The sequence below is a fragment of the Ruegeria arenilitoris genome (assembly GCF_013032855.1).
GTDB lineage: Bacteria > Pseudomonadota > Alphaproteobacteria > Rhodobacterales > Rhodobacteraceae > Ruegeria > Ruegeria arenilitoris.
This window is the reverse complement of the sequence record NZ_WQDA01000006.1, coordinates 77,952-103,523: the sequence shown is the minus strand read 5'-3', so window position 1 is coordinate 103,523 and position 25,572 is coordinate 77,952. Positions and strand designations below refer to the sequence as shown.

31 protein-coding genes are annotated in these 25,572 nt (G+C 63.7%); 12 read left to right on the top strand and 19 right to left on the bottom strand.

The features are described 5' to 3' along the window. Positions 1–27 precede the first annotated feature (27 nt). The 7 genes from acpS to folK all read right to left on the bottom strand — a co-directional run bounded on the left by acpS (position 28) and on the right by folK (position 5,585). Positions 28–474, bottom strand: a complete 447-nt coding sequence (acpS, locus tag GOW72_RS18115; protein ID WP_093965271.1) for a holo-ACP synthase — start codon at positions 472–474, stop codon at positions 28–30. After that, positions 471–917 (bottom strand): ABZJ_00895 family protein, encoded by a 447-nt coding sequence (locus GOW72_RS18110; RefSeq protein WP_170367956.1) that lies wholly within the window; start codon positions 915–917, stop codon positions 471–473. Before GOW72_RS18110 ends, acpS begins: the two co-directional genes overlap by 4 nt. 37 nt (positions 918–954) lie before the next feature. Beyond that, entirely contained in the window at positions 955–1,701 is a 747-nt protein-coding gene (locus GOW72_RS18105; RefSeq protein ID WP_170367954.1) for a pyridoxine 5'-phosphate synthase, read from the bottom strand. Beyond that, entirely contained in the window at positions 1,694–2,392 is a 699-nt protein-coding gene (locus tag GOW72_RS18100; protein ID WP_170367952.1) for a DUF2062 domain-containing protein, read from the bottom strand. Before GOW72_RS18100 ends, GOW72_RS18105 begins: the two co-directional genes overlap by 8 nt. Positions 2,393–2,408: 16 nt before the next feature. Next, positions 2,409–4,541 carry a RelA/SpoT family protein gene (locus GOW72_RS18095; RefSeq protein ID WP_170343420.1) on the bottom strand — a complete coding sequence of 711 codons (2,133 nt, stop codon included), beginning with the start codon at positions 4,539–4,541 and terminating at the stop codon, positions 2,409–2,411. A 26-nt stretch (positions 4,542–4,567) separates the two neighbouring features. After that, positions 4,568–4,921 (bottom strand): DNA-directed RNA polymerase subunit omega, encoded by a 354-nt coding sequence (gene rpoZ / locus GOW72_RS18090; RefSeq protein ID WP_170343419.1) that lies wholly within the window; start codon positions 4,919–4,921, stop codon positions 4,568–4,570. Positions 4,922–5,015: 94 nt separating this feature from the next. Beyond that, on the bottom strand, positions 5,016–5,585 hold the full coding sequence (folK, locus tag GOW72_RS18085) for a 2-amino-4-hydroxy-6-hydroxymethyldihydropteridine diphosphokinase (RefSeq protein WP_425328554.1): 570 nt from the start codon (positions 5,583–5,585) through the stop codon (positions 5,016–5,018). Positions 5,586–5,721: 136 nt separating this feature from the next. On the opposite strand from folK, the gene GOW72_RS18080 reads away from it, so the two are divergent. The 6 genes from GOW72_RS18080 (at position 5,722) to GOW72_RS18055 (ending at position 9,555) form a co-directional block, all read left to right on the top strand. Beyond that, a complete protein-coding gene (locus GOW72_RS18080; protein ID WP_093965260.1) occupies positions 5,722–6,294 on the top strand; it encodes a LabA-like NYN domain-containing protein in 573 nt (190 codons plus the stop codon). A 200-nt stretch (positions 6,295–6,494) separates the two neighbouring features. Beyond that, positions 6,495–7,445, top strand: a complete 951-nt coding sequence (ispH, locus tag GOW72_RS18075) for a 4-hydroxy-3-methylbut-2-enyl diphosphate reductase (RefSeq protein ID WP_170367949.1) — start codon at positions 6,495–6,497, stop codon at positions 7,443–7,445. After that, complete coding sequence (locus GOW72_RS18070) at positions 7,442–7,894, top strand: DUF3429 domain-containing protein (RefSeq protein WP_170361528.1); 453 nt, start codon at positions 7,442–7,444, stop codon at positions 7,892–7,894. The genes ispH and GOW72_RS18070 overlap by 4 nt, the downstream gene beginning before the upstream one ends. Continuing rightward, on the top strand, positions 7,891–8,475 hold the full coding sequence (locus GOW72_RS18065) for a methyltransferase domain-containing protein (RefSeq protein WP_170367947.1): 585 nt from the start codon (positions 7,891–7,893) through the stop codon (positions 8,473–8,475). The genes GOW72_RS18070 and GOW72_RS18065 overlap by 4 nt, the downstream gene beginning before the upstream one ends. Then, the gene (gene rnhA / locus GOW72_RS18060; protein WP_170367945.1) at positions 8,468–8,935 is read left to right on the top strand and encodes a ribonuclease HI; all 468 of its coding nucleotides are present in this window, start codon (positions 8,468–8,470) and stop codon (positions 8,933–8,935) included. Before GOW72_RS18065 ends, rnhA begins: the two co-directional genes overlap by 8 nt. After that, positions 8,932–9,555: a trimeric intracellular cation channel family protein gene (locus tag GOW72_RS18055; protein WP_170343413.1), complete on the top strand. Its 624-nt coding sequence runs from the start codon at positions 8,932–8,934 to the stop codon at positions 9,553–9,555. The genes rnhA and GOW72_RS18055 overlap by 4 nt, the downstream gene beginning before the upstream one ends. Here GOW72_RS18055 and GOW72_RS18050 read toward each other — a convergent pair. The 6 genes from GOW72_RS18050 to def (GOW72_RS18025) are packed head-to-tail and all read right to left on the bottom strand — an operon-like array spanning position 9,552 to position 12,580. After that, positions 9,552–10,112 (bottom strand): DinB family protein, encoded by a 561-nt coding sequence (locus tag GOW72_RS18050; protein ID WP_170361520.1) that lies wholly within the window; start codon positions 10,110–10,112, stop codon positions 9,552–9,554. The two genes, GOW72_RS18055 and GOW72_RS18050, sit on opposite strands and share 4 nt — an antisense overlap. Positions 10,113–10,169: 57 nt before the next feature. After that, a complete protein-coding gene (locus GOW72_RS18045; protein WP_149776373.1) occupies positions 10,170–10,406 on the bottom strand; it encodes a GlsB/YeaQ/YmgE family stress response membrane protein in 237 nt (78 codons plus the stop codon). Position 10,407: 1 nt separating this feature from the next. After that, a complete protein-coding gene (locus GOW72_RS18040; protein WP_005981317.1) occupies positions 10,408–10,644 on the bottom strand; it encodes a hypothetical protein in 237 nt (78 codons plus the stop codon). Then, positions 10,644–11,564, bottom strand: coding sequence for a methionyl-tRNA formyltransferase (fmt, locus tag GOW72_RS18035; protein ID WP_170367943.1), 921 nt, complete (start codon positions 11,562–11,564; stop codon positions 10,644–10,646). The genes GOW72_RS18040 and fmt overlap by 1 nt, the downstream gene beginning before the upstream one ends. Before the next feature lie 6 nt (positions 11,565–11,570). Next, a complete protein-coding gene (gene def, locus GOW72_RS18030) occupies positions 11,571–12,065 on the bottom strand; it encodes a peptide deformylase (protein WP_005981313.1) in 495 nt (164 codons plus the stop codon). Continuing rightward, positions 12,062–12,580 (bottom strand): peptide deformylase, encoded by a 519-nt coding sequence (gene def / locus GOW72_RS18025; RefSeq protein WP_170361514.1) that lies wholly within the window; start codon positions 12,578–12,580, stop codon positions 12,062–12,064. The genes def (GOW72_RS18030) and def (GOW72_RS18025) overlap by 4 nt, the downstream gene beginning before the upstream one ends. A gap of 94 nt (positions 12,581–12,674) precedes the next feature. On the opposite strand from def (GOW72_RS18025), the gene GOW72_RS18020 reads away from it, so the two are divergent. Next, positions 12,675–13,847, top strand: coding sequence for a MalY/PatB family protein (locus GOW72_RS18020; protein WP_170367941.1), 1,173 nt, complete (start codon positions 12,675–12,677; stop codon positions 13,845–13,847). Positions 13,848–13,867: 20 nt separating this feature from the next. Here the strand turns inward: GOW72_RS18020 and GOW72_RS18015 are convergent, their stop codons facing one another. Beyond that, a complete protein-coding gene (locus GOW72_RS18015) occupies positions 13,868–14,221 on the bottom strand; it encodes a hypothetical protein (RefSeq protein WP_093965240.1) in 354 nt (117 codons plus the stop codon). 214 nt (positions 14,222–14,435) lie between these two features. Here GOW72_RS18015 and GOW72_RS18010 point away from each other — a divergent pair, with 214 nt between their 5' ends. After that, a complete protein-coding gene (locus GOW72_RS18010) occupies positions 14,436–15,425 on the top strand; it encodes a glutathione S-transferase family protein (protein WP_170367939.1) in 990 nt (329 codons plus the stop codon). Here GOW72_RS18010 and GOW72_RS18005 read toward each other — a convergent pair. Further along, on the bottom strand, positions 15,407–15,769 hold the full coding sequence (locus GOW72_RS18005; protein WP_170342693.1) for a response regulator transcription factor: 363 nt from the start codon (positions 15,767–15,769) through the stop codon (positions 15,407–15,409). The two genes, GOW72_RS18010 and GOW72_RS18005, sit on opposite strands and share 19 nt — an antisense overlap. 182 nt (positions 15,770–15,951) lie before the next feature. Here GOW72_RS18005 and cobD point away from each other — a divergent pair, with 182 nt between their 5' ends. From cobD to GOW72_RS17985, 4 genes are all read left to right on the top strand, one after another. Then, positions 15,952–16,917, top strand: coding sequence for a threonine-phosphate decarboxylase CobD (cobD, locus tag GOW72_RS18000; protein WP_170367937.1), 966 nt, complete (start codon positions 15,952–15,954; stop codon positions 16,915–16,917). Then, entirely contained in the window at positions 16,914–17,834 is a 921-nt protein-coding gene (gene cbiB, locus GOW72_RS17995) for an adenosylcobinamide-phosphate synthase CbiB (protein ID WP_170367935.1), read from the top strand. The genes cobD and cbiB overlap by 4 nt, the downstream gene beginning before the upstream one ends. Before the next feature lie 14 nt (positions 17,835–17,848). After that, positions 17,849–19,012, top strand: coding sequence for a lytic murein transglycosylase (locus GOW72_RS17990; protein ID WP_170367933.1), 1,164 nt, complete (start codon positions 17,849–17,851; stop codon positions 19,010–19,012). A 94-nt stretch (positions 19,013–19,106) separates the two neighbouring features. Then, positions 19,107–19,850, top strand: coding sequence for an FkbM family methyltransferase (locus tag GOW72_RS17985; RefSeq protein ID WP_170367931.1), 744 nt, complete (start codon positions 19,107–19,109; stop codon positions 19,848–19,850). Positions 19,851–19,884: 34 nt separating this feature from the next. On the opposite strand, the gene GOW72_RS17980 is transcribed toward GOW72_RS17985, so the two are convergent. The 4 genes from GOW72_RS17980 to GOW72_RS17965 all read right to left on the bottom strand — a co-directional run bounded on the left by GOW72_RS17980 (position 19,885) and on the right by GOW72_RS17965 (position 25,537). Further along, positions 19,885–20,247 (bottom strand): hypothetical protein, encoded by a 363-nt coding sequence (locus GOW72_RS17980; RefSeq protein WP_170367930.1) that lies wholly within the window; start codon positions 20,245–20,247, stop codon positions 19,885–19,887. A 54-nt stretch (positions 20,248–20,301) separates the two neighbouring features. Next, on the bottom strand, positions 20,302–23,757 hold the full coding sequence (locus GOW72_RS17975) for a chromosome segregation SMC family protein (protein ID WP_170367928.1): 3,456 nt from the start codon (positions 23,755–23,757) through the stop codon (positions 20,302–20,304). Between the two features lie 137 nt (positions 23,758–23,894). Further along, positions 23,895–24,299 carry a hypothetical protein gene (locus tag GOW72_RS17970; protein WP_170361496.1) on the bottom strand — a complete coding sequence of 135 codons (405 nt, stop codon included), beginning with the start codon at positions 24,297–24,299 and terminating at the stop codon, positions 23,895–23,897. 44 nt (positions 24,300–24,343) lie between these two features. Continuing rightward, a complete protein-coding gene (locus tag GOW72_RS17965; protein WP_170367926.1) occupies positions 24,344–25,537 on the bottom strand; it encodes an aminotransferase-like domain-containing protein in 1,194 nt (397 codons plus the stop codon). Positions 25,538–25,572 lie beyond the last annotated feature (35 nt).

Below are 25,572 nucleotides of genomic sequence, written 5' to 3'. Positions count from 1 at the left end.
TCTCCAGTCCTTGCTCGGCTCGGGGGGTTACATGCGGCGCGGTCGCGGGGGTGTCAAGGCCGCTGCGTCGGGATCACCAAGCGGGCGCGCCTCGATCACCACGAAGGCCTGCGCCCATGGATGATCGTCGGTCAAGGTGACGTGGATGATCGCCTCGTGCCCTTCGGGCGTCATTTCCTTCAGCCGTTCGGCGGCCCAGCCGGTCACATGCATCACGGGCTGACCTGTGCGCAGATTGGTAACTGCCATGTCCTTCCAGGCGATGCCCATACGCAGCCCCGTGCCCAGTGCCTTGGAGCACGCCTCTTTTGCGGCCCAGCGCTTGGCGTAGGTTCCGGCCGTATCCCGCCGGCGCTCGGCCTTGCGCTGCTCGGTCTCGGTGAAGACACGGTTGCGGAACCGGTCACCGAACCGATCGAGCGTGCCCTGAATGCGCTCGATATTCGCAAGATCCGTACCAATGCCGAGTATCATGAGTGCGTCTCTTTCTTTGCCCTTTCAAGAGCCTTGAACGCAGACCGGGCGCCCACCCACAGGAATAGTCGCGAAATGAGAAACGCCACGACAAAGGTGATCGTGAAACCGATCACCAAAAAGTTCACCGGGACACCGGCCAATCCCTCGGACATGCCTGGAACGACAAGAAAGAACAGCCCAGCCATGACCAGGTTAGCCAACATGCCGACGATGCCCATCCATAGTGCGGCGCTCCACATGTCGCCGCTGCCCGGCATGGTCTGGTGCGTCTGAACCTGTCGGTGTCCTTCGAAAGTCGCGGCGGCCAAAAAGGGGATGAACGGCAGGAAACTGCTGGACAAGTCAATTCCGAACACCGCCGAAACGCCAAACAAAACAGCCGGGACCGCGATCGATGTGATCACGAAGACGACAAGAAACCTGGGAGTGTTCAAGCGCATCGGAAGATCCAGAAGAAGGAGGCTTCAAGGCAGTGGCTCATTGGCGTGCCTCATCCATCAGGCGGCGCATTTCCTGAATGGCTGGGGTGAGGCCCCGGAAGATGGACTCGCCGATCAGGAAATGACCAATGTTCAACTCGCGCACTTCGGGAAAGGCGGCAACGGGCTGGACCGTGTCATAGGACAGGCCATGGCCGGCATGCACTTCAAGGCCCAGCGAATGGGCAAAGGTGGACATCTTGCGCAGAGCCTCCAGTTCGCGTTGCGCGTCGTCCACCCGACCCTCGGCATGGGCGTCGCAATAGGCACCAGTGTGCAGCTCGATCACTTCGGCGCCGATGCGGTGGGCGGCCTCGATCTGCTTGGGGTCTGCGGCGATGAAGATCGACACCCGGCAACCGACGTCACGAAGCGGCGCGATGAAATGCGCCAGACGGTTTTCCTCGCGCGCGACTTCCAGGCCACCTTCGGTGGTACGTTCCTCGCGCTTCTCGGGGACGATGCAGACGGCGTGCGGCTTGTGGCGCAGAGCGATCTTCTGCATCTCATCCGTAGCCGCCATTTCAAAGTTCAGCGGAACAGACAGAACCTCCATCAGCCCGTCGATATCGGCATCCGAGATATGCCGCCGGTCTTCGCGCAGGTGCGCGGTGATGCCGTCGGCCCCGGCCTCTTCGGCAAGCTTTGCGGCGCGAAGCGGGTCGGGATAGGCGCCGCCACGGGCGTTGCGCACGGTGGCAACATGGTCGATATTCACGCCCAGGCGCAGAGGGGTATCAGACATCCTTCGAATCCTTTTTGTTCGCGTCGCCCGAGCCTATCGGGTTTGGTCGGGGAACGGCAGAGCTTGCTTCGGCCAAGCGTTTGATTTCTTCGAACTTCGCCTTGATCTTTGCGCGGCGGCGCATCTGATAGGTTCGGATCACCGGCAGGCTGATATAGGTGCAGATCACGCCGGCCACGATGCCGGGAATGATGCCGCCAATCATGTAGGGAAAGAACACTTCGTCATAAAATTGCGACAGCCCGTGCCAGTCAGCGACCCGATCGGAGAACATCGCCAGGAAGTTATCCTTGAGGTCCCCCATCGCGCTGGCAAATTTGCCCATCAGCCCCTTGGTGTCGCCCTCTTCGTATTCGGTGCCCAGCAGGAAATGCCCAGTTTGCAGGCAGACCACGCCGATCGGAACGTAGGTCAGCGGGTTGCCGAAAAACGTGCCGCTCAACGCGGCAAGGATGTTGCCGTTCAGCATCCGGGCCAAGACCGCGGCAACCAGAAAATGAAGGCCGTAGAATGGGGTGAAGGACGCGAATACCCCGGCCCCTACCCCACGGGCAATGCGTTCGGGCGAGTCCGGAAGACGACGGACGCGGTGTTTGACATAGTGGAAGGCGCGGGTCCAACCGCCGCGAGGATAGACCAACTCGGACAGGACCTGGAGTACCGAGCGGCGATCACGGCGCTTGAAAACCACTCCTGATCACCCCTTCTCAGCCAGCTGCGACCGCAGCGCTTGTCATGTCCCGATACCGTTCGACCGCAGCCACGTCACTTTCCGCCTCGAGCATCAGCATCAGCGAATGCAGCTGTTCAAGATCCCGCACTTCGATACTGATAAGCAGACGATAGAAATCTGGCTTCCGGTCCACGAATTCCAGGTTCGAGATATTGGCCTTTTTCTCGCCGATCAATGTGCAAATACGTCCCAGCACGCCGGCGTCGTTGCCGATGGTCAGCTCCAACGTGGCGCCATAAGCGGCCGGGTGCGTGCCGGTATGCCAGTGAAGGTTCACCCACCGTTGCGGCTGATCCTCGAATTCGGCAAGGCGATCGCAATCGATGGAATGCACCACCACGCCCTTGCCCCGAGACGTGATGCCCACGATGCGTTCGCCCGGCAAAGGCTGGCAGCACGGCGCGCGTTCAAACCCCTGCCCCGGCTCAAGCCCGATCACGGCGCGACGCAAGGGGATTGCTTCGCCCTCGTCGCGGGTCAGGTCGGGATAGACCGCGGCCACTACATCATGGGCGGTCAGTTCGGCACTGCCGACGCGGGCCAGCAACTCATCGCTGTTCTTGATGCGCAGGTGTTTGGCGGCGGTTTCCAATGCCTTGTCGGTCGCCTTGCGGCCAACATGTTCGAACCCCGCGCGGACCAGTTCGCGTCCCAGTTTGATGAACCGTTCACGGTCAACCTCGCGCAGGGCGCGGCGGATGGCGGTGCGGGCCTTGCCGGTCACTGCAATCTCAAGCCAGGTCACCTGCGGGGTCTGGCCGTCGGCGGTGATGATGTCGACCGATTGGCCATTCTTGAGCCGCGTCCACAGCGGCACACGGATACCGTCCACCTTGGCTCCGACACAGGCATGGCCGATACGCGTATGGATCGCGTAGGCGAAATCGATCGGGGTCGCCCCGCGCGGCAGTTTCACCACGTCGCCCTTGGGGGTGAAGCAGAAGACCTGGTCCGAATACATCTCGAGCTTCACCGCCTCGAGGAAATCTTCGTGGTCTTCCTCGGTATCGAACTGCTCGGTCAGGTTGGCGATCCACTTGGCCGGATCGACCGCAAAGGGGTTTTCCGTCCGCACACCGTCACGATAGGACCAGTGCGCGGCCACACCTGTCTCGGCGACATCATGCATCTGACGGGTACGGATCTGCACCTCGACCCGCTTGCCGTCACGGCCCGAGACCGTCGTATGGATCGAGCGGTAACCGTTCGATTTCGGCTGGCTGATATAGTCCTTGAACCGCCCCGGCACCGCGCGCCAGCGCTGGTGTATGGCCCCAAGGGTGCGATAGCAGTCTTCTTCGGTCTGGGTAATGATGCGGAAGCCATAGATGTCGGACAGGCGCGAAAAGCCCTGATCCTTTTCCTGCATCTTGCGCCAGATCGAGTAGGGTTTCTTGGCGCGACCAAAGACTTCGGCCTCGATCCCCGCTTTCTCAAGCTCGTGCCGCATGTCGCCGGTGATCCGGTGAATCACGTCGCCGGTTTCGCGCTGCAGCGTGATGAAGCGGCGGATGATCGACTGGCGGCCTTCGGGATTGAGGACGCGGAACGCGAGGTCCTCAAGCTCTTCGCGCATCCACTGCATGCCCATCCGGCCGGCCAGCGGCGCGTAGATGTCCATCGTTTCGCGCGCTTTCTGCACCTGCTTTTCAGGGCGCATTGCCTTGATCGTGCGCATATTGTGCAGGCGGTCGGCCAGCTTGACCAGGATCACCCGCAGGTCCTTGGACATGGCCATGAACAGTTTGCGGAAGTTCTCGGCCTGCTTGGTTTCGCGACTGGAAAGCTGCAGGTTGGTCAGCTTGGTGACGCCGTCGACCAGCATCGCCACCTCGTCACCGAACAGTTCGGCGATCTTGGAATAGCTTGCCTTGGTGTCCTCGATCGTGTCGTGCAGCAGCGCGGTGATGATCGTGGCATCGTCCAGGCGCTGCTCGGTCAGAATGGCGGCAACTGCGACGGGATGCGAAAAATAGGGCTCGCCCGAGTGCCGGAACTGCCCTTCATGCATCTGCATTCCGAACTCATAGGCCCGGGCGATGCGATCGGCATTTGTCTTGGGGTTGTAGTTGCGGACCAGCGCAATCAGGTCTTCAACAGAAATCATCCGGTCCGCACCTTCGCTTGCAGGGCTTACCCCTGCCCCTGGGCCTCCATCAGGGCACGCAGGAGTTTCTCTTCGGACATGTCGTCATCTGCCGGCTTGTCCGACTCTGCACCCATCAACAGCGCCATCTGATCTTCTTCGGGCTCGTCGACCTCGATCTGTGTCTGGTTGGCCTCGATCAGACGTTCACGCAGCTCGTCCGCCGTCTGGGTTTCTTCGGCAATCTCGCGCAGAGCCACGACGGGGTTCTTGTCGTTGTCGCGGTCAACGGTGATCGATCCGCCAGTGGAAATCTCGCGCGCACGATGGGCGGCAAGCATCACCAGTTCGAACCGGTTCGGTACCTTGTCTACGCAGTCTTCGACCGTCACGCGGGCCATGAGGCGCTCTCCACAAATGAATCCGTGTCAGGAAGGGGTTTATCTAAGCGCGATTCTCTGCCTTGACAAGCGGGAAATGCCCAGCATTGGCGGCTCAGAGGGGGGTTACGGCGGCAACCTCGTCCGCAGGCAGCTGTCCGATCATTTCCCGGACGGTCAAATCCAGCACCGGATGGCGCCAATCGGGCGCGACGTCAGCCATTGGAACCAGCACGAATGCCCGGTCCTGCAGCCGCGGGTGCGGCACTATCAGTTGTTCGGGCGCGGATCGCACCTGCTGGTCCATCGGCAAATCCAACCAGCGGCGGTATCCGTCCAGGTCCGGCAGAACGCGGTCGTCCCAGCAGACAAGATCAAGATCAAGTGTGCGCATACCCCAACGCTGAACCCTGGCGCGGCCGAACTCGGCCTCGACCTCGTGCAGCAGGTCCAGAACACCGCGCGGATCCAGTTCCGTCTCGATCACAGCGGCTGCGTTCACGTAGTCCGGGCCGGCGCCCGCAGGGAAGCAGGTGGTCGAAAACAGCCGGCTTTTGGCCCGAATCACCAGCCCCTTGGCCTCCATGACCTCGAGAGCCTGCGCGAGTGTCACCTTGGGCCCGTTTCCTCTCAAGGTGAGATTTGCCCCCAACGCCACGACCACTTTTGACATGGATTTGACCACTTTTATCCCCGTATTCCGTTCAGAGAATACTTGCGATACAGGTCAAATAGCCTATTTTAAAGGCATCAATGCGCGAATTTATTTTTTTCACTCACAGACACCTCCGCGCGTTGAGCGATACCGGAAGGACAAATTAATGTTTTACAAGGACGAACGGCTTGCGCTGTTCATCGACGGCTCGAATCTGTACGCCGCCGCAAAAGCACTGGGGTTTGACATCGATTACAAGTTGCTTCGCCAGGAATTCATGCGTCGAGGCAAGCTTCTCAGAGCCTTCTACTACACAGCGCTGCTAGAAAACGACGAATACTCACCGATCCGTCCACTTGTCGATTGGCTGCATTACAATGGCTTCACCATGGTGACCAAGCCGGCCAAGGAATACACCGACAGCATGGGGCGCCGTAAGGTCAAGGGGAATATGGACATCGAACTGACCGTCGATGCCATGGAGCTTGCGCCGCGCGTGGATCATATCGTGCTGTTTTCGGGTGATGGGGATTTCCGCCCGCTGATTGCCAGCCTGCAACGTCAGGGCGTGCGCGTGTCGGTCGTCTCGACCATCCGCAGCCAGCCGCCGATGATTTCGGACGAGCTGCGTCGTCAGGCCGACAATTTCATCGAGCTTGACGACCTGCGCGACGTGATCGGACGCCCTCCGCGGGACGTGTCCGATGAACCGCGTACGGTAGCCGTCGCAGGAAAATAAGAACTCCGCCATCCACCACTCACACATGTGGAGCAATCGCGCGGTCAGGACTTCGTGTCCTGGCCGCGCTTCTTTAATCAAGAACCCGTGCTCAAACGGGTATTGGCTAACAGGACTTCATGTCAGCATGGTGACAAGGCTGTCCTGACTGGACCAACAGGTGGAAAAGCCTTACCTGTCCCTTTCAAGGAGACAGACGCATGACCAAGCCCCCCCTGACCCTGTATCTGGCCGCCCCGCGCGGGTTCTGCGCTGGCGTGGACCGCGCGATCAAGATCGTGGAAATGGCCCTGCAGAAATGGGGCGCCCCGGTCTATGTCCGGCATGAGATCGTGCACAACAAGTTCGTCGTGGACGGGCTGCGCGCCAAGGGTGCCGTCTTTGTAGAAGAACTGGACGAATGCCCCGATGACCGGCCGGTGATCTTTTCCGCCCACGGCGTGCCCAAATCGGTGCCCGCAGCCGCAGCCGCGCGCGAGATGATCTATGTCGACGCCACCTGCCCGCTGGTGTCCAAGGTCCATATCGAGGCCCAGCGCCACGCTGAGGCCGGGTTGCAGATGATCATGATCGGGCACAAGGGCCACCCCGAAACCGTCGGCACCATGGGCCAGCTGCCCGAGGGCGAAGTTCTGCTGGTGGAAACGGTTGACGACGTGGCCGGGGTACAGGTCCGCGACCCCGATAAACTGGCCTTCGTCACCCAGACCACCTTGTCGGTGGACGATACGCGCGACATCGTGGCCGCGCTGCAGGACCGGTTCCCGGCCATCGTCGGCCCACACAAGGAAGACATCTGCTATGCCACCACCAACCGCCAGGAAGCGGTGAAGACCGTCGCACCCAGGTCGGATGCGCTGCTGGTGGTGGGTGCGCCCAACTCCTCGAATTCGCGCCGCCTGGTCGAGGTGGCGTCCAAGGCGGGCTGCACCTATGCCCAGCTGGTGCAGCGCGCCACCGACATCGACTGGCGGGCGCTCGAGGGGATTTCCAGCATCGCCATCACCGCCGGTGCCTCGGCCCCCGAAGTTCTGGTGAACGAGGTGATCGACGCCTTCCGCGACCGCTTTGACGTGACCGTCGAAACCGTCGAAACCGCCGCCGAGAATGTCGAGTTCAAGGTGCCCCGCATTCTGCGCGTGCCCGCATGAGCGGCATCCCCCGCGCACCATTGGTTCTGGGCCTGGCCGGTCTGATCCCCTTCGTCTGGGGCGCGCTGACCTACCTAAGCGGAGACCTGAACGACTGGGGCAGCCGCGCGCTGGGTCCCCGGTTCGTGGGGCCCTATGTGCAGCTGTTTTATGGCGCTGTGATCCTCAGCTTCATGTCCGGCGTTCTTTGGGGTTTTGCCACGAAGACCTCGGGCAGCCGGGCGGCGCTGTGCTATGGGTTGTCGGTACTGCCGGCGCTGTGGGCGTTCTTCACCACCGGCGGCGGGCCGGTCGACGCGGGCACCAACCTGATGATCGGCTTTGCCGGGCTGCTGGTGCTGGACGCGCTGTTCTGGTCCTGGGGCCTGACCCCGCGCTGGTGGATGAAACTGCGGCTGCTGCTGAGCGCCGTCGTGCTGACTTGCCTGGCCGTCGGAGTAGTCCTGTGAGCGACAAACGAACCATCGACGCCTACACAACCCGTGTGGACGACTATCTGAAAGTGCCGCTGCCGCCCGAACAGATCGAGGCGCGCGCAGCATTTGCGCAGGCGGTCGGCGACGGGCTGGTGCTGGATCTGGGGTCGGGTCCGGGTTCGGACAGCGGTTTCTTTCTGCGCCAGGGGCTGCGGGTTCGGGCGCTGGACGCCACACCTGCCTTTGTCGAACACGCCCGCGCAAATGGCGTGGACGCGCATTTGGGCACGTTCGACGACGTGACCGAAACGGCCGAATACGATGGGGTCTATGCCAGCTTTTCCCTGCTGCACGCCCCGCGCGCCGAATTCCCGCGACACCTGGCCGCCATCCACCGGGCCCTGAAGCCGGGCGGCGTGTTCTTTCTGGGCCTCAAACTGGGCACCGGAGAGCATCGCGACGAACTGGACCGCTACTACACCTATTTCACGCGCCCCGAGATCGAGACCGCGTTGGTCGAGGCCGGGTTCGTCATTGACCGTGTCACCACCGGTATGGGAAAGGGGCTGGCCGGTTCTTATGACGGTTTCATTCTGGTGCTGGCCCATGCCTGATCTGTTTGCCTATACCGATGGTGCCTGTTCCGGCAATCCCGGCCCGGGGGGCTGGGGCGTGCTGCTGCGGGCGATGGATGGAGAAACCGTCCTGAAAGAGCGCGAGTTGAGCGGCGGCGAGGCCGAGACCACCAACAACCGGATGGAGCTTCTGGCCGCGATCAGCGCGCTCGAAACATTGGAGCGGCCCTCGAAGATCACAATCGTGACCGACAGCGCCTATGTGAAAAACGGGGTGACGGGCTGGATCCACGGGTGGAAGCGCAACGGCTGGAAGACCGCAAGCAAGAAGCCCGTCAAGAACGTGGACCTGTGGCAGCGGCTGGACGAAGCCCAACAGCTCCATGACGTGACCTGGGAATGGGTCAAGGGCCATGCCGGCCACCCCGAAAACGAACGCGCAGATGAGTTGGCACGCGCAGGCATGGCCCCTTTCAAGCCGAAAAAGGCCCGCACATGAGCGGTCTGGCCCTGCTGGACTATGCCTCGGTTCTGGTCTTTGCGCTGACCGGGGCGCTGGTGGCCAGCCGGGCGCAGCTGGATCTTGTGGGATTTGCCTTCATCGCCTGTCTGACGGCGGTGGGCGGTGGCACGGTGCGTGATCTGCTGCTGGATCGGCACCCGGTCTTCTGGGTGGGCCAACCTGACTATATCCTGATCGCGGTGGCGGCGGCGGTGGTCGTGTTTTTCACCGCGCATCTGGTCGAAAGCCGCTACAACTGGTTGGTCTGGCTGGACAGTTTCGCGCTGTCGATCGCCGCGGCCGCGGGAACTGGCGCGGCGCTGGCGCTGGGTCAGTCGGGCGTGATCGTGGTGTTGATGGGTGTGACCACCGGTTGCCTGGGCGGGCTGATGCGCGACGTGGTCTGCAACGAGGTGCCGCTGGTGCTGAAACAGGGCGAGCTCTATGTCTCATGCGCCTTCACCGGGGCGCTTGTGGCCGTGTTGGCCACCCGTCTGGGGCTGGAGACGCTGCTGGCGCTGGGCCTGTGCGCACTCTCCTGCTGGGCATTGCGGGCCGGATCGCTGCTGTTCGGCTGGCAGTTGCCGGTCTACAAGGCACGCCCGCCGCGGAGCTAGAGGCCGCGCCAGACCTCTTCCTCGGTCAGGTTCAGAGATGTGAAATCTTCGGCCCGCAACGATCTGTCAGCCTCCCACTCCATGAAGAACTCATCCAATTGCGGCGGAGCGATCATCGTGTCCGAAAGCATCGAATGCACTTGCCCCCGATGGTGAATCTGGTGCTGCAGCAAGTGCAGGATCGTGCGGTCGTACCGCTCGACTTGCACCAATTCCCCACGTGGAATCCTGACGCGTGCAGTTTCATCCAAAACCTTCTCATCGCGGCAAACATCCACGAAACGTCGGTCGATGGCGCGTTGGTGCGCCGAAAGCTCGGGCAAGTCGGGATAGGGAGTTTCCGGGTCGAAGGCGTCCAATCCCATTGGCCGGCCTTCCAGAGCGGTGACGTAGAAAAGATCAACCGTATAAATGTGATTGAGAGTCTCGATGATGGACGGGAAGAAACCAGTACGGTGCTTCGCCAGTTCTTCGGGGGGCAATTGCGCGCAAGCCTCCAGAATTCGGTGGTTGGCCCATGCGTTGTTATAAGCTTGTGGGAAAAAATAGTTTTTCATTGCCGATGCCTAGTTGATTGCCAAAGCACTGTCTAGCGTGGCCTGCGGCCTGCCGCATCAACGCCGGAAATAGGTCTTCCAGATCCAGATCAGCAGCAGCGCGCCCAGCACCGCGCCGACGAATCCGGGCATCCAGCCCATGACCGTCAGCAAGGCGCGCATGATCAGCCCGCCCACCACGGCCCCGGCGATACCGATCAGCAGGGTGGTGGGGATGTCCGCCTCGATCCGCATCAGGCGGGTGGCCAGAAATCCGGCCGCGGCGCCGATGACGATCAAGGCAAGGACGGGCATCTCATTTCCTCCAGTGCGTGGGCACGATGATCAAGGCCCCCACCGACGAGATCACCGCATCCAGCCCAGGCGGTCCAAAGCTGATGCCGAACATGATGCGGATGAAATAGAACAGGAACGCCCCGCCCACGCAGATGATGATGGATTGCAGATACCCGTTGTGGGTAAAGCCCGTCACCTCGGACAGATAGCCGACGATGCCGGCAATCACGACGGTACCCATCATCACCATGAACATCAGGACGTCTCCGAGCCGAGGCGGGTTCCGGCCGGGATCGGCCAGCCCCGCAGGAAGGTTTCCCTATCCTGCGCCGCCTTGCCCGCCCGTTGCAAGCGCAGCAGTTCGACTGCGCCGGTGCCGCAGGCCACGCGCAGCGCGTCGTCCAGCACCTCGCCCGGCATGCCCTGCCCGTCCGACAGGCGCGAGGCGAGCAGCTTGACGCGCTCGCCCTCAATCTGAGTCCAGGCGCCGGGAAAGGGCGACAGGCCGCGGATCTGGCGATCGACTTCGACAGCTGGGCGCGACCAGTCCACGCGGGCCTCGGCCTTGTCGATTTTTGCGGCATAGGTCACGCCGACCTCGGGCTGCGGTTCGGGAGTCAGCTCGGGCAGGCGGTCCAGAGCCTGCACGATCAGATCGGCGCCCATCGCCGACAGGCGGTCATGCAGCTGGGCGGTGGTTTCCTCGGGTCCGATCGGGGTGGCCTGACGCAGCAGGACGGGGCCGGTGTCCAGGCCGGCCTCCATCTGCATGATACAGACGCCGGTCTCGGCATCGCCCGCAATGATCGCCCGGTGGATCGGCGCGGCCCCGCGCCAGCGCGGTAGCAGGCTGGCGTGGATGTTCAGGCAGCCATGCCGGGGTGCGTCCAGAATCGGCTGCGGCAGGATCAGCCCATAGGCCACGACCACGGCCACATCGGCCTTCAGCGCAGCAAAGGCGGCCTGTTCCCCGGGCGATTTCAGCGAGGTGGGATGGCGCACCGGCAGGCCCAGCGCCTCGGCGCGGGCATGCACCGGCGTGGGCCGGTCCTTCTTGCCGCGACCGGCCGGGCGCGGGGGCTGGCAATAGACGGCGGCGATCTCGTGCCCGGCCTGCACCAGCGCATCCAGCACCGGCACCGAAAACTCGGGCGTTCCCATGAAGATGACGCGCATGCCGCCCTACCCCGCCTTTTTCGCCTTGCGCAGCAGCATGTCGCGTTTGACCTTGCTGAGACGGTCAAAATACATCCGGCCGTTCAGATGGTCGATCTGGTGCTGCACGCTGGTGGCTTCGATGCCGACGAAATCGCGCCGGTCGATCTCGCCTTTTTCATTGAGGAACCGGACCGTCACCGCACGCGGACGTTTGATCTTGGCCGACACGCCCGGCAGGTTCGGGCTGGCCTCGTCATGCTCGCGCAGTTCGATCGAGCTGTGCAGGATTTCGGGGTTGGCCAGGCGCACTGCGCGGCCACGCTCGGCCGAGCCGTCCACGACCGCCAGCCGCAGCATCACGCCGATCTGGGGCGCCGCCAGGCCGACGCCGGGCATCGCCTCCATCGTGTCGATCATGTCGTCCCAGATGGCGCGGATCTCGTCGGTAATTTCAGTCACTGGTTCGGCCTTGGTGCGCAGGCGCTTGTCGGGCCACGGCAGGCAGGGGCGGACGGTCATGCGCGGGCCAGCTCACGCTTGAGCTTGACCATCTTGCGCGTGATCATCTGCCGTTTCAGCGGCTTGAGATAGTCGATGAACAGCTTGCCGTTCAGGTGGTCGATCTCGTGCTGCACGCAGGTGGCCCAGAGCCCGTCGAAGGTTTCGCGCTGCGCCTTGCCGTTCTTGTCCATCCAGGCAACCTCGACCTCGGCCGGGCGGGTGACCTCGGCGAACTGATCGGGGATCGACAGGCAGCCTTCCTCGTAGACGCTGGTTTCGTCCGAGGCCGAGATGATCTCGGGGTTGAACATCACCAGCGGGCGGGGGGTGGCGCCTTCCTCTTTGACGCAATCCAGAACGATCAGCCGTTCCAGCACGCCGATCTGGGGCGCGGCCAGCCCGATGCCCGGCGCATCATACATGGTTTCCAGCATGTCGTCGGCCAGCGCGCGCAGCTCGTCCGACAGGTCGTCCACGGGCGCACAGACCTTTTTCAGGCGGGGATCGGGATGGATCAGGATGTTGCGTTTCATGGGGCTGATTTAGGTCATCGCGCGCGTGGCCGCAACGCCCCCCTTGCGCCGGGCGAATTTCCCGATAGCTTTCAGGCCAACGAATGGAGCAGACATGACTTTCAACGACCTCATCGACCGCCGGGGCACCTTCAGCTCGAAATGGGACAAGATGGAGCAGCTGTTCGGCGTCTCGCCCGAGGACGGGCTGGCCATGTGGACCGCCGATTCCGACTATGCCACCGCGCCCTGCGTGATCGAGGCGGTGCGCCGCGCGGCCGATCACGGGGTGTTCGGCTATTCCTGGCAGCACCCGGCCTATCTGCAGGCGGTGCGGTGGTGGATGCAGAACCGTCACGACTGGGCGATCGACACCGATTGGATCCTGACCTCGCAAGGTCTGGGCAACGCCATCGCGCTGAGCCTCGATGTCTGGACCGAGCCGGGGGACGGGGTGGTGATCTTCACGCCCGTCTATCACGAGTTTGCGCACAAGGTGAACAAGACCGGCCGCCGGGTGGTGGAATGCCCGCTGGTGCGGGCCGGCGACACCTATGAGATCGACCTGGACGACGCACAGTCGCGGCTGGACGGGTCGGAACGGATGTTGATCTGGTGTTCGCCACAGAACCCGTCGGGGCGGGTCTGGACACCGGACGAGCTGCGCGCGGTGGCGGCCTTTGCCGAACGCAACGGGCTGATCCTGATCTCGGACGAGATCCATCACGATCTGGTCTATCCCGGGCACAAATTCGTGCCGATGGACGTGGCCGCGCCGGATGCACGGCCCTGGACGGTGACGCTGACAGCGGCATCCAAGACCTTCAATATCGCAGGCCAGCGCACCGGGAACATGATCATTCCCGACGACACGCTGCGGGCGCAGATGCGTCACCGGCTGAACACGTTGGACTATGACCCCAGCGCACTTGGCGTGGCGATGATCACCGCGGCCTACACGCCCGAAGGTGCGCAATGGGTGGATGCCCAGATCGACCACCTGAGGGGCAACCGCGCGATATTCGATGCAGCGATCTCCGAAATCCCCGGTCTGTGGTCGATGCCCTTGCAGGCAACCTACCTGGCCTGGGTCGACTTCTCGGGCACCGGCATGGATCACGCCGAATTCGTGCGCCGTCTGCGCGATGATGCGCGGATCGCAACGTCATCCGGCCCAGGTTTTGGAACGGGAGGCGAGACCTTCGAACGGTTCAATCTCGCTACTCAGCGGGCGCGGGTCGAGGACGCGTGCGCCCGTTTGAAACTTGCTTTTTCCGACCTTCAATAAGGCCGCGTGAACGATCTGCCCTAGTCGTCTTTGCCGAGAAGGGCGATTGGGGCATCCGGCGCGCGATAGAAATCCAGTGGCGCCTTGTCCGCCGCGACGGTGCTGCGCTTGAACTCATATCGCATCTGGCCGCCGTCTTCCTCGTCAGCGACGATCAGGCATTGATACAGGTGGTTGGCGCCATCAAAAATATCGACCAGTCCACGCAGACGCGGTGTTGTCTCGGCCTCGACGGCGAAACCATCCTTCCACAATTTGAGGATTCTGTAGGTATTGTCGCCCATTTCCACCCGCAGGCGGCTGGACTTCTTGAGCGATGCGATTCGGGCCGCATCCAATTCGGCGCTAATTTCCTTGGAAACATAAGTACTCATCAAAATTCCCCCCAAGCTATGCTATCTATTGTGGGGGTATCTTCGTAAAAATCCAGTGAAGCCCGACCGTTGCCGTGGACCTGTGGGCGATTTGTTGCACAGACATCCCTGGCGGCACTGTGCGACTGCGCAGAGATGCTGCGCGCCGTCGGCGATGTGAACTGCGGCTCTGTCGCACTAAGCTTTGTCCGGACACGGAAACGGAGGATCCAAGATGGGCCTGTTGGTCGACGGCACCTGGCACGACACCTGGTACGACACAAAATCCACCGGCGGAGCGTTCAAACGTTCGGCTGCCCAGTTTCGAAACTGGATAACGACCGATGGCAGTGCAGGTCCCTCGGGCAAGGACGGTTTCAAGGCTGAAGCCGGGCGATATCACCTGTATGTCAGCCTGGCCTGCCCATGGGCGCATCGGACGTTGATCTTCCGCCAGCTCAAGGAACTTCAGGACCTGATCACCGTATCGGTGGTTCATCCGGACATGCTGGACCGCGGATGGACTTTTCAGACCGACGATCACGGCGCCACCGGCGATGCTTTGTATGGGCTGGACTATGCCTATCAGGTCTACACACGCGCCGACCCGAACTACTCGGGCCGGGTGACGGTGCCGATCCTGTGGGACAAGGTGCAAGAGACCATCGTGTCGAATGAAAGCTCGGAAATCATCCGCATGTTCAATTCGGCCTTCGACCAAATCACCGGCAACACCGACGACTACTGGCCTTCCGAGATGCGCGACGAGATCGAAGAGGTCAATGCGCGGGTCTATTCAAACGTGAACAACGGCGTCTACAAATCCGGCTTTGCCACCACGCAGGAGGCCTATGACGCGGCCGTGCACCCCCTGTTCGACACGCTGGATTGGCTGGAAGATCGGCTGTCCACCAACCGTTACCTGATGGGGGATCGCCTGACCGAGGCCGACTGGCGCCTGTTCACGACCCTGATCCGGTTCGACCCGGTCTATCACCTGCATTTCAAGTGCAACCGCAGGCGGCTGATCGACTATCCCAACCTGTGGGCCTACACGCGCGAACTGTATCAATGGCCGGGCGTGGCGGGCACGGTAAACATGCACCATATCGTGCGGCACTATCACTACAGTCACGACAGCATCAATCCGCACCGGATCATCCCGATCAACCCCACCCTGGACTATTGGGAGCCGCACGGACGCGATCAACGCCCCGCGGCGTAGTGTTCGACCATCGCCGCCAGATCTTCGGGCGGCGTTCCGCTCTGGACATAGGCGCAGGCGTTGGGGCTGTGCGCAAAGATCGATCCGTCGGAAAAGAACGTTGTGTTGGTGACGAAGATCACCCGGGCATCCGGGCGGCGATAGCTGGCGAAATCCGCGACCGCCAACGCGCTGCCTGAATCCAGAACCAGGTCCAAGATTATGATGTCGAAGGGCGTGCCGTAAAGTGCAAGGATCGCTGCCTCCTGGCTTTCGACCAGAGAAACCTCAGCCCCCTGCCGTTCCAGGTGCCGCTGCCAGACCCGACCCAGGTCGGGGTTACTCTCAACAATCAGAACTTTCATTTGCAACAACCTCGGCACTTGATAAGGTGAGTGGTGCCGACCCCCATAAGCTGTGATCACGTTATTTCGTTAACAAAGGGTTAACGGTCGCCCCAGCGCTCTTCAAGGAACCGGATTTGCTTGTAAAAACGGCGTAAATCCGCTTGAAGCGGGGTAATTTCGGCGTTTTGGACGATTCCGGCATGACTGACCGCACTGACGACTTGAACCCGCGCGGCAAGCGTGACCACGGCGGTGGGTTGGACGACGCCATTGCCCGCCACCGCGGCGCGCGAGCGGAATGGATCGACCTGTCGACCGGGATCAACCCGCACCCCTACCCGGTGGCGGACCTCACGTCCGAAGACTGGACCGCCCTGCCCGACCACGGGGCCTTTGCCCGGCTGAGCGATGCGGCCCGCCGGTTCTGGGGTGTGCCGGACGGCGCGGCGATTCTTCCCGCGCCGGGCGCTTCGGCCCTGATCGCGCGGATCCCGGCGCTGGCCCCCGTTGGTGCGGTCCAGATCACCACGCCCACCTACAACGAACATGCCGCCGCCTTTGCCGCGCAGGGCTGGACGGTGCAGCCCGGCGGCCCGACGCAGGCGCGGGTGATCGTGCATCCCAACAATCCCGACGGCCGGATCTGGCAGGCCGAGGACGCCGATGCGCCGCTGACCGTGATCGACGAAAGCTTTTGCGACGTGACGCCCCAAGCATCATTGATCCGCCTGTCCGAGCGCTCCGGCGTGATCGTTCTGAAAAGCTTTGGCAAGTTCTGGGGACTTGCAGGTCTGCGGCTGGGCTTTGCCATCGGGCATCCCGACCTGATCGCGCGACTGAACGATCTGACCGGCCCCTGGGCGGTGTCCGGGCCGGCCCTGCGCATCGGCGCGCAGGCCCTGAATGACACGGCCTGGGCCGAGGCCACACGCGCCCGACTGGCCCGTGATACGGAACGGCTGGATACGCTGATGACCGGCAAGGGCGCGCATTTGGTCGGCGGAACCACGCTGTTCCGCCTGTATAACGTGGACGATGCCGCCGCGTGGCAGGACCGGCTGGCACAGGCCCATATCTGGAGCCGCATCTTCCCCTATTCCGATCGGTTCCTGCGGCTGGGCCTGCCGCCCGAGCATGGCTGGTCGCGGCTCGAGGCGGCGCTGTGAGCACCGCGCTGACGCTGGCCCTGGCGATGCTGCTGGACGCCGCATTGGGCGAGCCCGATTGGCTGTGGTCGCGCCTGCGGCACCCGGCGGTGCTGATGGGCAACGCCATCGGCTGGCTGGACCGCCATCTGAACCACGGCACACATCGACGGGCCAAGGGCGTGTTCGTCGCCCTTCTACTGGTCTTGGGCGGCTGGGTGGTCGGTGCGGCGCTGGCGTGGCTTGGCTGGGCGGTCGAGGTCGTGGTCTGCGCGATCCTGTTGGCACAGAACTCTTTGGTGGCGCATGTCCGCGCCGTGGGCGTCGCGCTGCGGCAGTCCCTGCCCGAGGGACGCGCGGCGGTGGCGATGATCGTGTCGCGCGACACCTCGCAGATGACCGAGGCCCAGGTGGCGCGCTCGGCCATCGAGAGCGCCGCCGAGAACCTCAGCGACGGGGTGATCGCCCCGGCTTTCTGGTTCCTGCTGGGCGGCCTGCCGGGGCTGCTGGTCTACAAGGCGGTGAACACCGCCGACAGCATGATCGGGTACCTCAATGACACGTACCGAGACTTCGGCTGGGCCGCCGCCCGGCTGGACGATCTGCTGAACCTGATCCCGGCGCGGCTGACTTGCCTGATGATCGTGGCCCTGTCGGGACAGTGGCGCCAATTGCGGGCCATCTTCGCGGACGCGCAGCGCCACATTTCGCCCAATGCCGGCTGGCCCGAGGCCGCCATGGCCCGCGCGCTGGACGTGGCACTGGCCGGGCCGCGCAGCTATGACGGGCAGATGCGCGATCTGGCTTGGGTCAACGGCGAGGCCCGGCGCACGATCGGCGCAACGGAGGTTTTCCGCGCATGCGGGATCCTTTGGCAGGTTTGGGGGCTTGCGTTGGCCGGACTGACGGTGTGGGTTGTTCTGAACACGGTTTTCTGAGGATGGTTTTCGTCATGCGCTTTGTCTCGGGCCTTATGGCCGCTTGCCTGTTCGCCGCCCCGGCCCTTGCCCAATGCGGCGGCGGCTTCAACGCCTTCGTTCGCGGACTGAAGGCCGAAGCGGCACAGCAGGGGTTCGACACGGCCACGGTCGATGCGTTCTTCAACGGTGTGCAGCAGGACCCCAAGGTGCTGAAGGCCGACCGGGCGCAGGGCGTGTTCCAGAAACCGTTCATCGAGTTCTCGCGCCGCCTGATCTCGCAGGATCGGATCAGGCGCGGCCAGGCGATGGCACAGAAATACGACGCCGTGTTCGACCGGATCGAGGCCGAATACGGCGTGTCGCGCGGGGTCCTGTTGGCCTTCTGGGCGTTCGAGACGGATTACGGCGCGTTCCAGGGCGATTTCAACACCCGCAATGCGTTAGTGACGCTGGCCCATGATTGCCGCCGCCCCGAGCTGTTCCGGCCGCAGATCTTCGCCGCGATCGAGCTGTTCCGGAACGGCGATTTCGACCCGAACCGCACCACGGGCGCATGGGCGGGCGAGATCGGCATGGTGCAGATGCTGCCCCGCGACATTCTGGAAAACGGCGTGGACGGTGATGGCGACGGGCATGTGCGGCTGAAAACCTCGGCCCCCGATGCGCTGATGTCGGGTGGCAAGATGCTGTCTCATCTGGGCTGGCAGCCCGGTCAGCCCTGGCTGCAGGAGGTCACCGTGCCCGCACAGATGGACTGGTCGCTGAGCGGGCCGGGCAAACCGCGCCCGGTGTCAGACTGGCAGGCGATGGGCGTGCAGGCGCGCAGCGGGACATTGGCCAACATGCCGGCTTCGCTGATCCTGCCGCAGGGGCGCAAGGGGCCAGCCTTTCTGGCCTATCCGAATTTCGATGTCTATTTCGAGTGGAACCAAAGCTTTGTCTATGTCCTGACCGCTGCCTATTTCGGAACGCGTCTCGAAGGCGCACAAGTCTATTCTGCGGGCAACCCCGATCCAGGCCTGACCGGTGCCCAGATGAAACAGCTGCAGGCGAAACTGCAGGCGCGCGGCCACGACGTGGGCAAGATCGACGGCATCTTGGGGTCCGGAACGCGGGCCGCAGTGCAGGCTGAGCAAGCCCGGCTGGGCCTGCCCGCAGATGCCTGGCCGACGGTTGATTTGCTGAACCGGCTATGAAATCTCCATCAGACCAAAATCGACATCTGTCGTTTGCTCCCGATGCGGGCAATGGATACTGTTGGACAATTGGACCATCCGGTTGAGGCGAAACGTGACACTCAATCTCCGCAGACAGTTGATAGCCGACGTATTGCGCCCCTACGACACTGGCCACGAACTGATCAGGGTAGGCGCATTCGGCGATGGCGGTTACCTGGTTCCCAATGACTTCAATGGGATCCGCGCCTGCTTTTCCCCTGGCGTCTCCATTCAATCAACATTCGAATACGATCTGGCAAAAAGGTCGATCCCATCGTTCATGGCCGACGCTTCGGTTGACGCTCCGGCGGAACCGGTCCCTGGCGCGATCTTCCGCAAGAAATTTGTCGGCCCCGAGACGAAGGGTGATTTTATTTCTCTGCGCGATTGGATGGACGAGTTTGCCCCGCGGTCTGGTGACTTGATCCTGCAGATGGACATCGAGGGGGCAGAATATGCCGCGATTGCCGCTTTGCCTTCCGAATACTTGAAAAGGTTCCGGATCATCGTCATTGAACTGCACCGGATCCCCTCGATCCTTATGAAACCGAATTTTTTCGCCAGGGCAGAGCCATTTCTTCGCGCCATGGCCGCAGAATTTACCAACGCCCATCTACATACGAACAACGCCGCAGGTACCGTCTGTATCGATGACGTTGAATTTCCCAGAGTCGTCGAGGCAACTTTCATCCGCAATGATCGTGTGCGTTCGAAAAAGCCGATCACCACTCTTCCGCACGAATTGGATGTGCTGCATCAAAAGAATCGACCGGACATCGGTGTTCCGCACGAATGGCTGGGCGATCCGGACAGTTGAGCGCTTTCCAAGCCATCCGTTTCAATTCTTCATCTTAGTCGGGTCGCACCGGGTAACGTTCACCTTTTTCCGTGATCAGGATCAGCCGATCTCTGTTGCGCACGTACAGATCGCAGCGGTCGAACCCGTTGCGGTACTGCACACAGATGCTGCCATCAGCGGCGATTCTGTAGGTTCCGAAGGCCGTTCCGCCGCCATTGACCGCCGAATAGGTATAGGAATAGGCCCCACCGACCGAGTATTTCGACTGCCCGTCGTCATAGAAAGTCAGCGTTCGCCCGGCCAGCGCGTTCAGTTCAGCGGGGCTCAGGGGGATATCACCGGGGCGTACAGCCCATTCGGCAGCCCAGAGCGGCGAGGCGGCGCAGGCCGCGGCGATCAGCAACACGTGTTTCATGCAGCCAGCCTAGCCCGGCCCGGCCCGATCGCGGAATAACGTTGCAGTGAGCGGTCAGGCGACCATCTGCTCGGCCTTCTTCAGATCGACCGAGACCAGTTGGCTGACGCCCTGTTCCTGCATGGTCACGCCGAACAGACGGTCCATCCGCGCCATAGTCACCGCGTGGTGGGTGATGATCAGGAACCGCGTGTCGGTCTGGCGGCACATCTCGTCCAGCAGATCGCAGAACCGGGTCACGTTGGCATCGTCCAGCGGCGCATCAACCTCGTCCAGCACGCAGATCGGCGCGGGGTTGGCCAGGAACACGCCGAAGATCAGCGCGGTGGCAGTCAGGGTTTGTTCCCCGCCCGACAACAGGCTGAGGGTCGACAGCTTCTTGCCCGGCGGCTGGCACATGATCTCGAGCCCCGCATCCAGCGGGTCGTCGCTCTCGACCATCACCAGGTTGGCCTCGCCGCCACCGAACAGATGCTTGAACAGCATGGCGAAGTTCGCGTTGACCTGTTCGAATGCAGTCAGCAGGCGCTCGCGGCCCTCACGGTTGAGGCTGGCGATGCCGCTGCGCAGCGCCTTGATCGCCTCTTCCAGATCGGATTTCTCACTGTTGAGCGTGTCGAATTCCTCCTGAACCTCCTTGGCGTCCTCCTCGGCACGCAGGTTCACCGCACCCATCGCGTCGCGCTGGCGCTTGTGGCGGTTCACCTCAGCCTCAAGGGCATCGGCGGTGGGCATGTCATCGGGGTTCACGTCCAGCTGGTTCAACAACTGGTTCGGGGTCAGTTGCTGATCCTCGGCGATGCGCTCGGCGGCGGCGGCGACACTTTCCTTGGCCGCCTCGAACCGCGCCTCGGCCGCGGCGCGGGCTTCGCGCGCCTCCGAGGCCTTGCGCTCGGCCTCGCGCTCGGCCAGCACGGCCTCGCGTTGCAGCGCTTCGGCCTGGGCCAGCTTGTCGGCGGCCTCGGCGCGGCGGGCCTCGGCAGCCTCGATCATCTCGTTCAGCTCTTCGCGCGCCTCGGCGATCTCGGCGGGCGCGGCCATCGCCTCGGTCAGTTCTTCCTCGGAACTGGCTTTGCGCTCGGCCAGCTCGGCGATGCGCTTCTCGGCGGTTTCCAAACGGTGTTTCCAGCCGCTCAAGTCCTTGGCCACCTCCTGCGCGCGGCGGGTGCGGGCCTCGCCCTCGCGGCGCAACTCATCATGGGTCGAGCGGTGCGTCAGCATGGTGATCCGCGCGGCCTCGACCGTCTGCTTGATGTCCTCGACCCGGGCGCGGGCGGTGTCCAGATCGCCCAACTCGGCCAGCGCGGCCTCAGCCTCGCGCAGCTGGGCGCGGGCCGCCATCGCATCCTGCTTGTGGCGGTCGACCGCAAGCGTCAGGTTCTCCAGCTTGCCCTGCGCCAGGTTGCGGTCGGCCTCGGCCCGGCTGAGCGCGCGGGCGGCCTCGGCCATGCGTTGGTCGGCGGCGCGGCGGGCCTCGCGGGCGCGGCGGTCAGCCTCGGTCACCTCGGTCAATTGCCGCGACAGAGCCTCATGCGCGGCGCGGGCGCCGTCGGCCTGCGCCTCGACCTGCGCCAGCTGCTGTTTCAGCGCCTCAAGCTTGTTGAGCTGCTCGAGCCGCAGCGCCGCGGCGCTGGGTGCATCCTCTGCCCAGGCGCGGAACCCGTCCCAGCGCCACAGATCGCCGGAGCGCGACACCAGCCGCTGGCCGGGTTTCAGCAAGGGTTGCAGCCGCGCGCCCTGATCTGCGTCGATCAGGCCGATCTGCGCGATGCGACGGCTGAGGCGGTCCGGCCCCGAGACGTGCAGCGCCAGCGGCTCGGCCCCGTCCGGCAACGGCTGATCGGCATCATAGCCCGGCACCTGCACCCAGCCCGACGGGCCATCGCCTTCGACCAGCGGGGCCCGGAGGTCATCCGCCAGCGCGGCCCCCAGCGCCTTTTCAAAGCCCGGCTCGACCCGCAACAGGTCCAGCACCTGCCCGCCCTCGGCGGTGTCGCGCTCGACCAGCTTGGCCAGCGCGGTGGTCTCGGCCCGGATCGCGCCCAACTCGCCCTCAGCCTCGGAGCGTTGGGCGCGGGCCTCGGCCTCGCGCGCCTGCGTTTCACCGCGCAGCTCGTCGGCGGCGGCCAGCGCTTCTTCGGCGGCTTCGGCGGCCTCGCGCGCTTCGTCCTCGGCGGCTTGCGCGGCCTCGAACGCTTCGTCGGCGCGGGTCAGCGCGGCGCGGGCCTCTGCGACGGCCGCACGGGCCTTTTCCTCCTCGGCCTCGGACCTTGCGAGCGTCTTGCGGCTGTCCTCGACCAGGCGCTGCGCCGATTGATGACGCGCGACCAGACGGGCGGTGTCCTCGGTCTCCTGCGCCAGCAGATCCTCGCGCTCCTGCAGAACCGCGGCGGCTTCGCGGGCGATTTCGGCAGCTTCGGCCAGCTTGTCGTCATGGCCCTCGGCGGCCTTGGCCAGTTCGCGGGCTTCCCATTCCAGCCGCTCGATCATCTCACCAGCGTCGCGGTTCAAACCGGTTTCCCGCTCGATGTCGCGGCCCAGCTGCTGGATGCGGGCGGTCAGGGTTTCGATGGTCTGGCGCGCGCGGGTTTCCTGATCGGACAGCTGATCGCGCTGCACCTGCTGGCGCTGCAGCACGGCGGCGGCAATGGCCTCCTCCTCGCGCAGCGGCGGCAGGGTCTCTTCGATCTCGGCGCGTTTCGCGCTGGCGGCGCGGGCCTCGGCCTCGGCGCGCGCGGCTTCGGTGGTGCGGTCGCGCAGACGCTCTTCGGCCTGCCGGCGGGCCATGTCGGCCTCTTTCCAGCGGCGATACAGCAACATGCCTTCGGCCTGGCGCAATTGCTCGCCGATCTCACGATACCGCGCGGCCTGACGGGCTTGCCGCGCCAGCTGCGCCAACTGGGTGCCCAACTGTTCCAGCACGTCATCCACACGGGTCAGGTTGGCCTCGGTGCCCTTGAGCTTCAGTTCGGCCTCATGCCGCCGCTGGTACAGACCCGAGATGCCGGCGGCCTCTTCCAGAATGCGGCGGCGGGCGCGCGGTTTGGCGTTGATCAGCTCGGCGATCCGGTTCTGCCCCACCAGCGCGGGTGAATGCGCGCCGGTCGAGGCATCGGCGAACAGCATCTGCACGTCGCGGGCGCGCACGTCCTTGCCGTTGGCCTTGTAGGCGCTGCCCACGTCGCGGGTGATGCGGCGCACGATCTCGATCTGATCGCTGTCATTGAACCCGGCCGGGGCCAGACGTTCCGAGTTGTCCATGGTCAGGACGACCTCGGCGAAGTTGCGCGCCGGACGGGTGGCGGCACCGGCAAAGATCACGTCCTCCATCGCACCGCCGCGCATCGATTTGGGGCGGTTTTCACCCATCACCCAACGCAGCGCCTCGAGCAGGTTGGACTTGCCGCAGCCGTTGGGCCCCACCACACCGGTCAACCCGTCCGCGATGATCAGATCGGTCGGATCGACGAAGCTTTTGAAGCCGGTGAGTTTGAGTTTGGTAAAGCGCAAAGGCCGATTTCCATGATTCCCGTTCCCTGAAAGTCTGGACAAGGGAATGCCCGCGAGTCAACGAAGTTGCGCAGGATATGGGATATTGGGCCGAGTTATCCACAATATCTTGCTGATTTGGGCGGAATTGCGCGGAGTCAATAAGGCGAACACTCGAACACCTGATACCCGGTGTCCGACCCGCTGTCATAGGTTCCGAAGTCAATGCATTCATAGTTGGTCGGCGTGACCGCAGCCAGCAACAGCCGGTCCGACGCCCTGCGGTCGCAGGCGAGGATGCCCACGGTCACCGCCGCATCGCCCAACACGTCGGCGACCGGACAGCCCGAGACCTGCGCCATGGCCAATGCGGCCCGATCCCGGATCGGCCCCAGCCGCGGGGCATATTGGCTGTTGACGCGGACCGCCTCGGCCAGGTCACCGCGCAGGCGCACGTCGAAGACGCTGCCATTCACGGCCACGCGGGTTGCGGGCAGGTCGCGGAAATGGGGCGTGCCGGCCGAGCAGCCGGCCAGCAACAGCAAGGCGAGGAACCGGATCATGCCGCAGCTTTGCGGCACAATGGTTAACGAAAGCTTTCCCGCGCTCAGCCGCCCAGGACCGCGCCCAACCGGGCAATACCCTCGGCAATCGTAGCCTCGTCCGAGTTGGAGAAACTCAGCCGGATCGTGTTGGCGCCGCTGCCATCGGGGTGAAAGGCCTGACCGGGCACAAAGGCGACCTTGACCGTCTCAAGCGCGCGGGCCAGCAGTTGCGCGCCATCCGAGCCGGACGGCAGGGTCAGCCAGATGAACATGCCCCCCTCGGGCCGGGTCCAGTGCACACCTTCGGGCATGTGCCGGTCCAACGCCGCCAGCATCGCGTCGCGGCGCGCACGGTAGGCTGCGCGCACCTTCGGGATGTGGCTGTCGAAACAGGTTTGGGCCACTTGGTGCACGGCCATCTGGTTGATGGTGGCCGAATGCAGGTCGGCGGCCTGTTTCATCAGCACAAGCTGCGCGATGACGGGCCGCGCCGCCACGACCCACCCCACCCGCAGCCCGGGCGACAGGGTCTTGGAAAAACTGCCGCAATAGATCGTCCGGCAGGCTTGCAGATCGCCCTTCCGCGCCAGTTCCAGCGCGAGGATCGGCGGTATCGCCTGCCCGTCATAGCGCAGGGCCTGATAGGCGCCATCCTCGATCAGGGCGCAGTCCAACTCTTCGGCCAGATCCAGAAGGGCCTCGCGCCCTTGCCGATCGACGGTCTCGCCGGTCGGGTTGGCAAAGTCGGGGGACAGATAGGCGTATTTGACCGCCCCCGGCCCCGCGGCGGCCCGGTATTGCGCCGCGCCCGCATTGCCGCCTGCGCGCAACTGGTCAAAGCGTGGTTCATAGGCGTTGAAGGCCGCCAAAGCCCCCAGATAGGTCGGCCATCCGACCAGCGCCGTGTCGCCCGGTGACAGAAACAGCTTGCCCAGATAGTCCAGCGCCTGCTGCGAGCCCGAGGTGATCAGAACGTCGTCGGGGCCGCAGTCGATGCCGATCTGGCGCATGTGGCCTGCGATCCATTCCCGCAGCGGCATGTACCCTTCGGACACGGAATACTGCAGCGCCTGCGCCCGGCTGTCGGCGCCAAGCGCCTGTTGGAATGCCTGAGAAAACGCCTCGGCCGGAAAAAGCGCCGGGTCGGGGATACCGCCGGCAAAGGAAATGATGCCGGGTTGATCCAGCAGTTTCAGCAGCTCTCGGATTTCGGATGCCTTCATTCGCGCGGCGCGCGTTGCAAATAACTGGTGCATGGGCCGAGCCTCCTCCGCTGGGTCGGACTGACGCT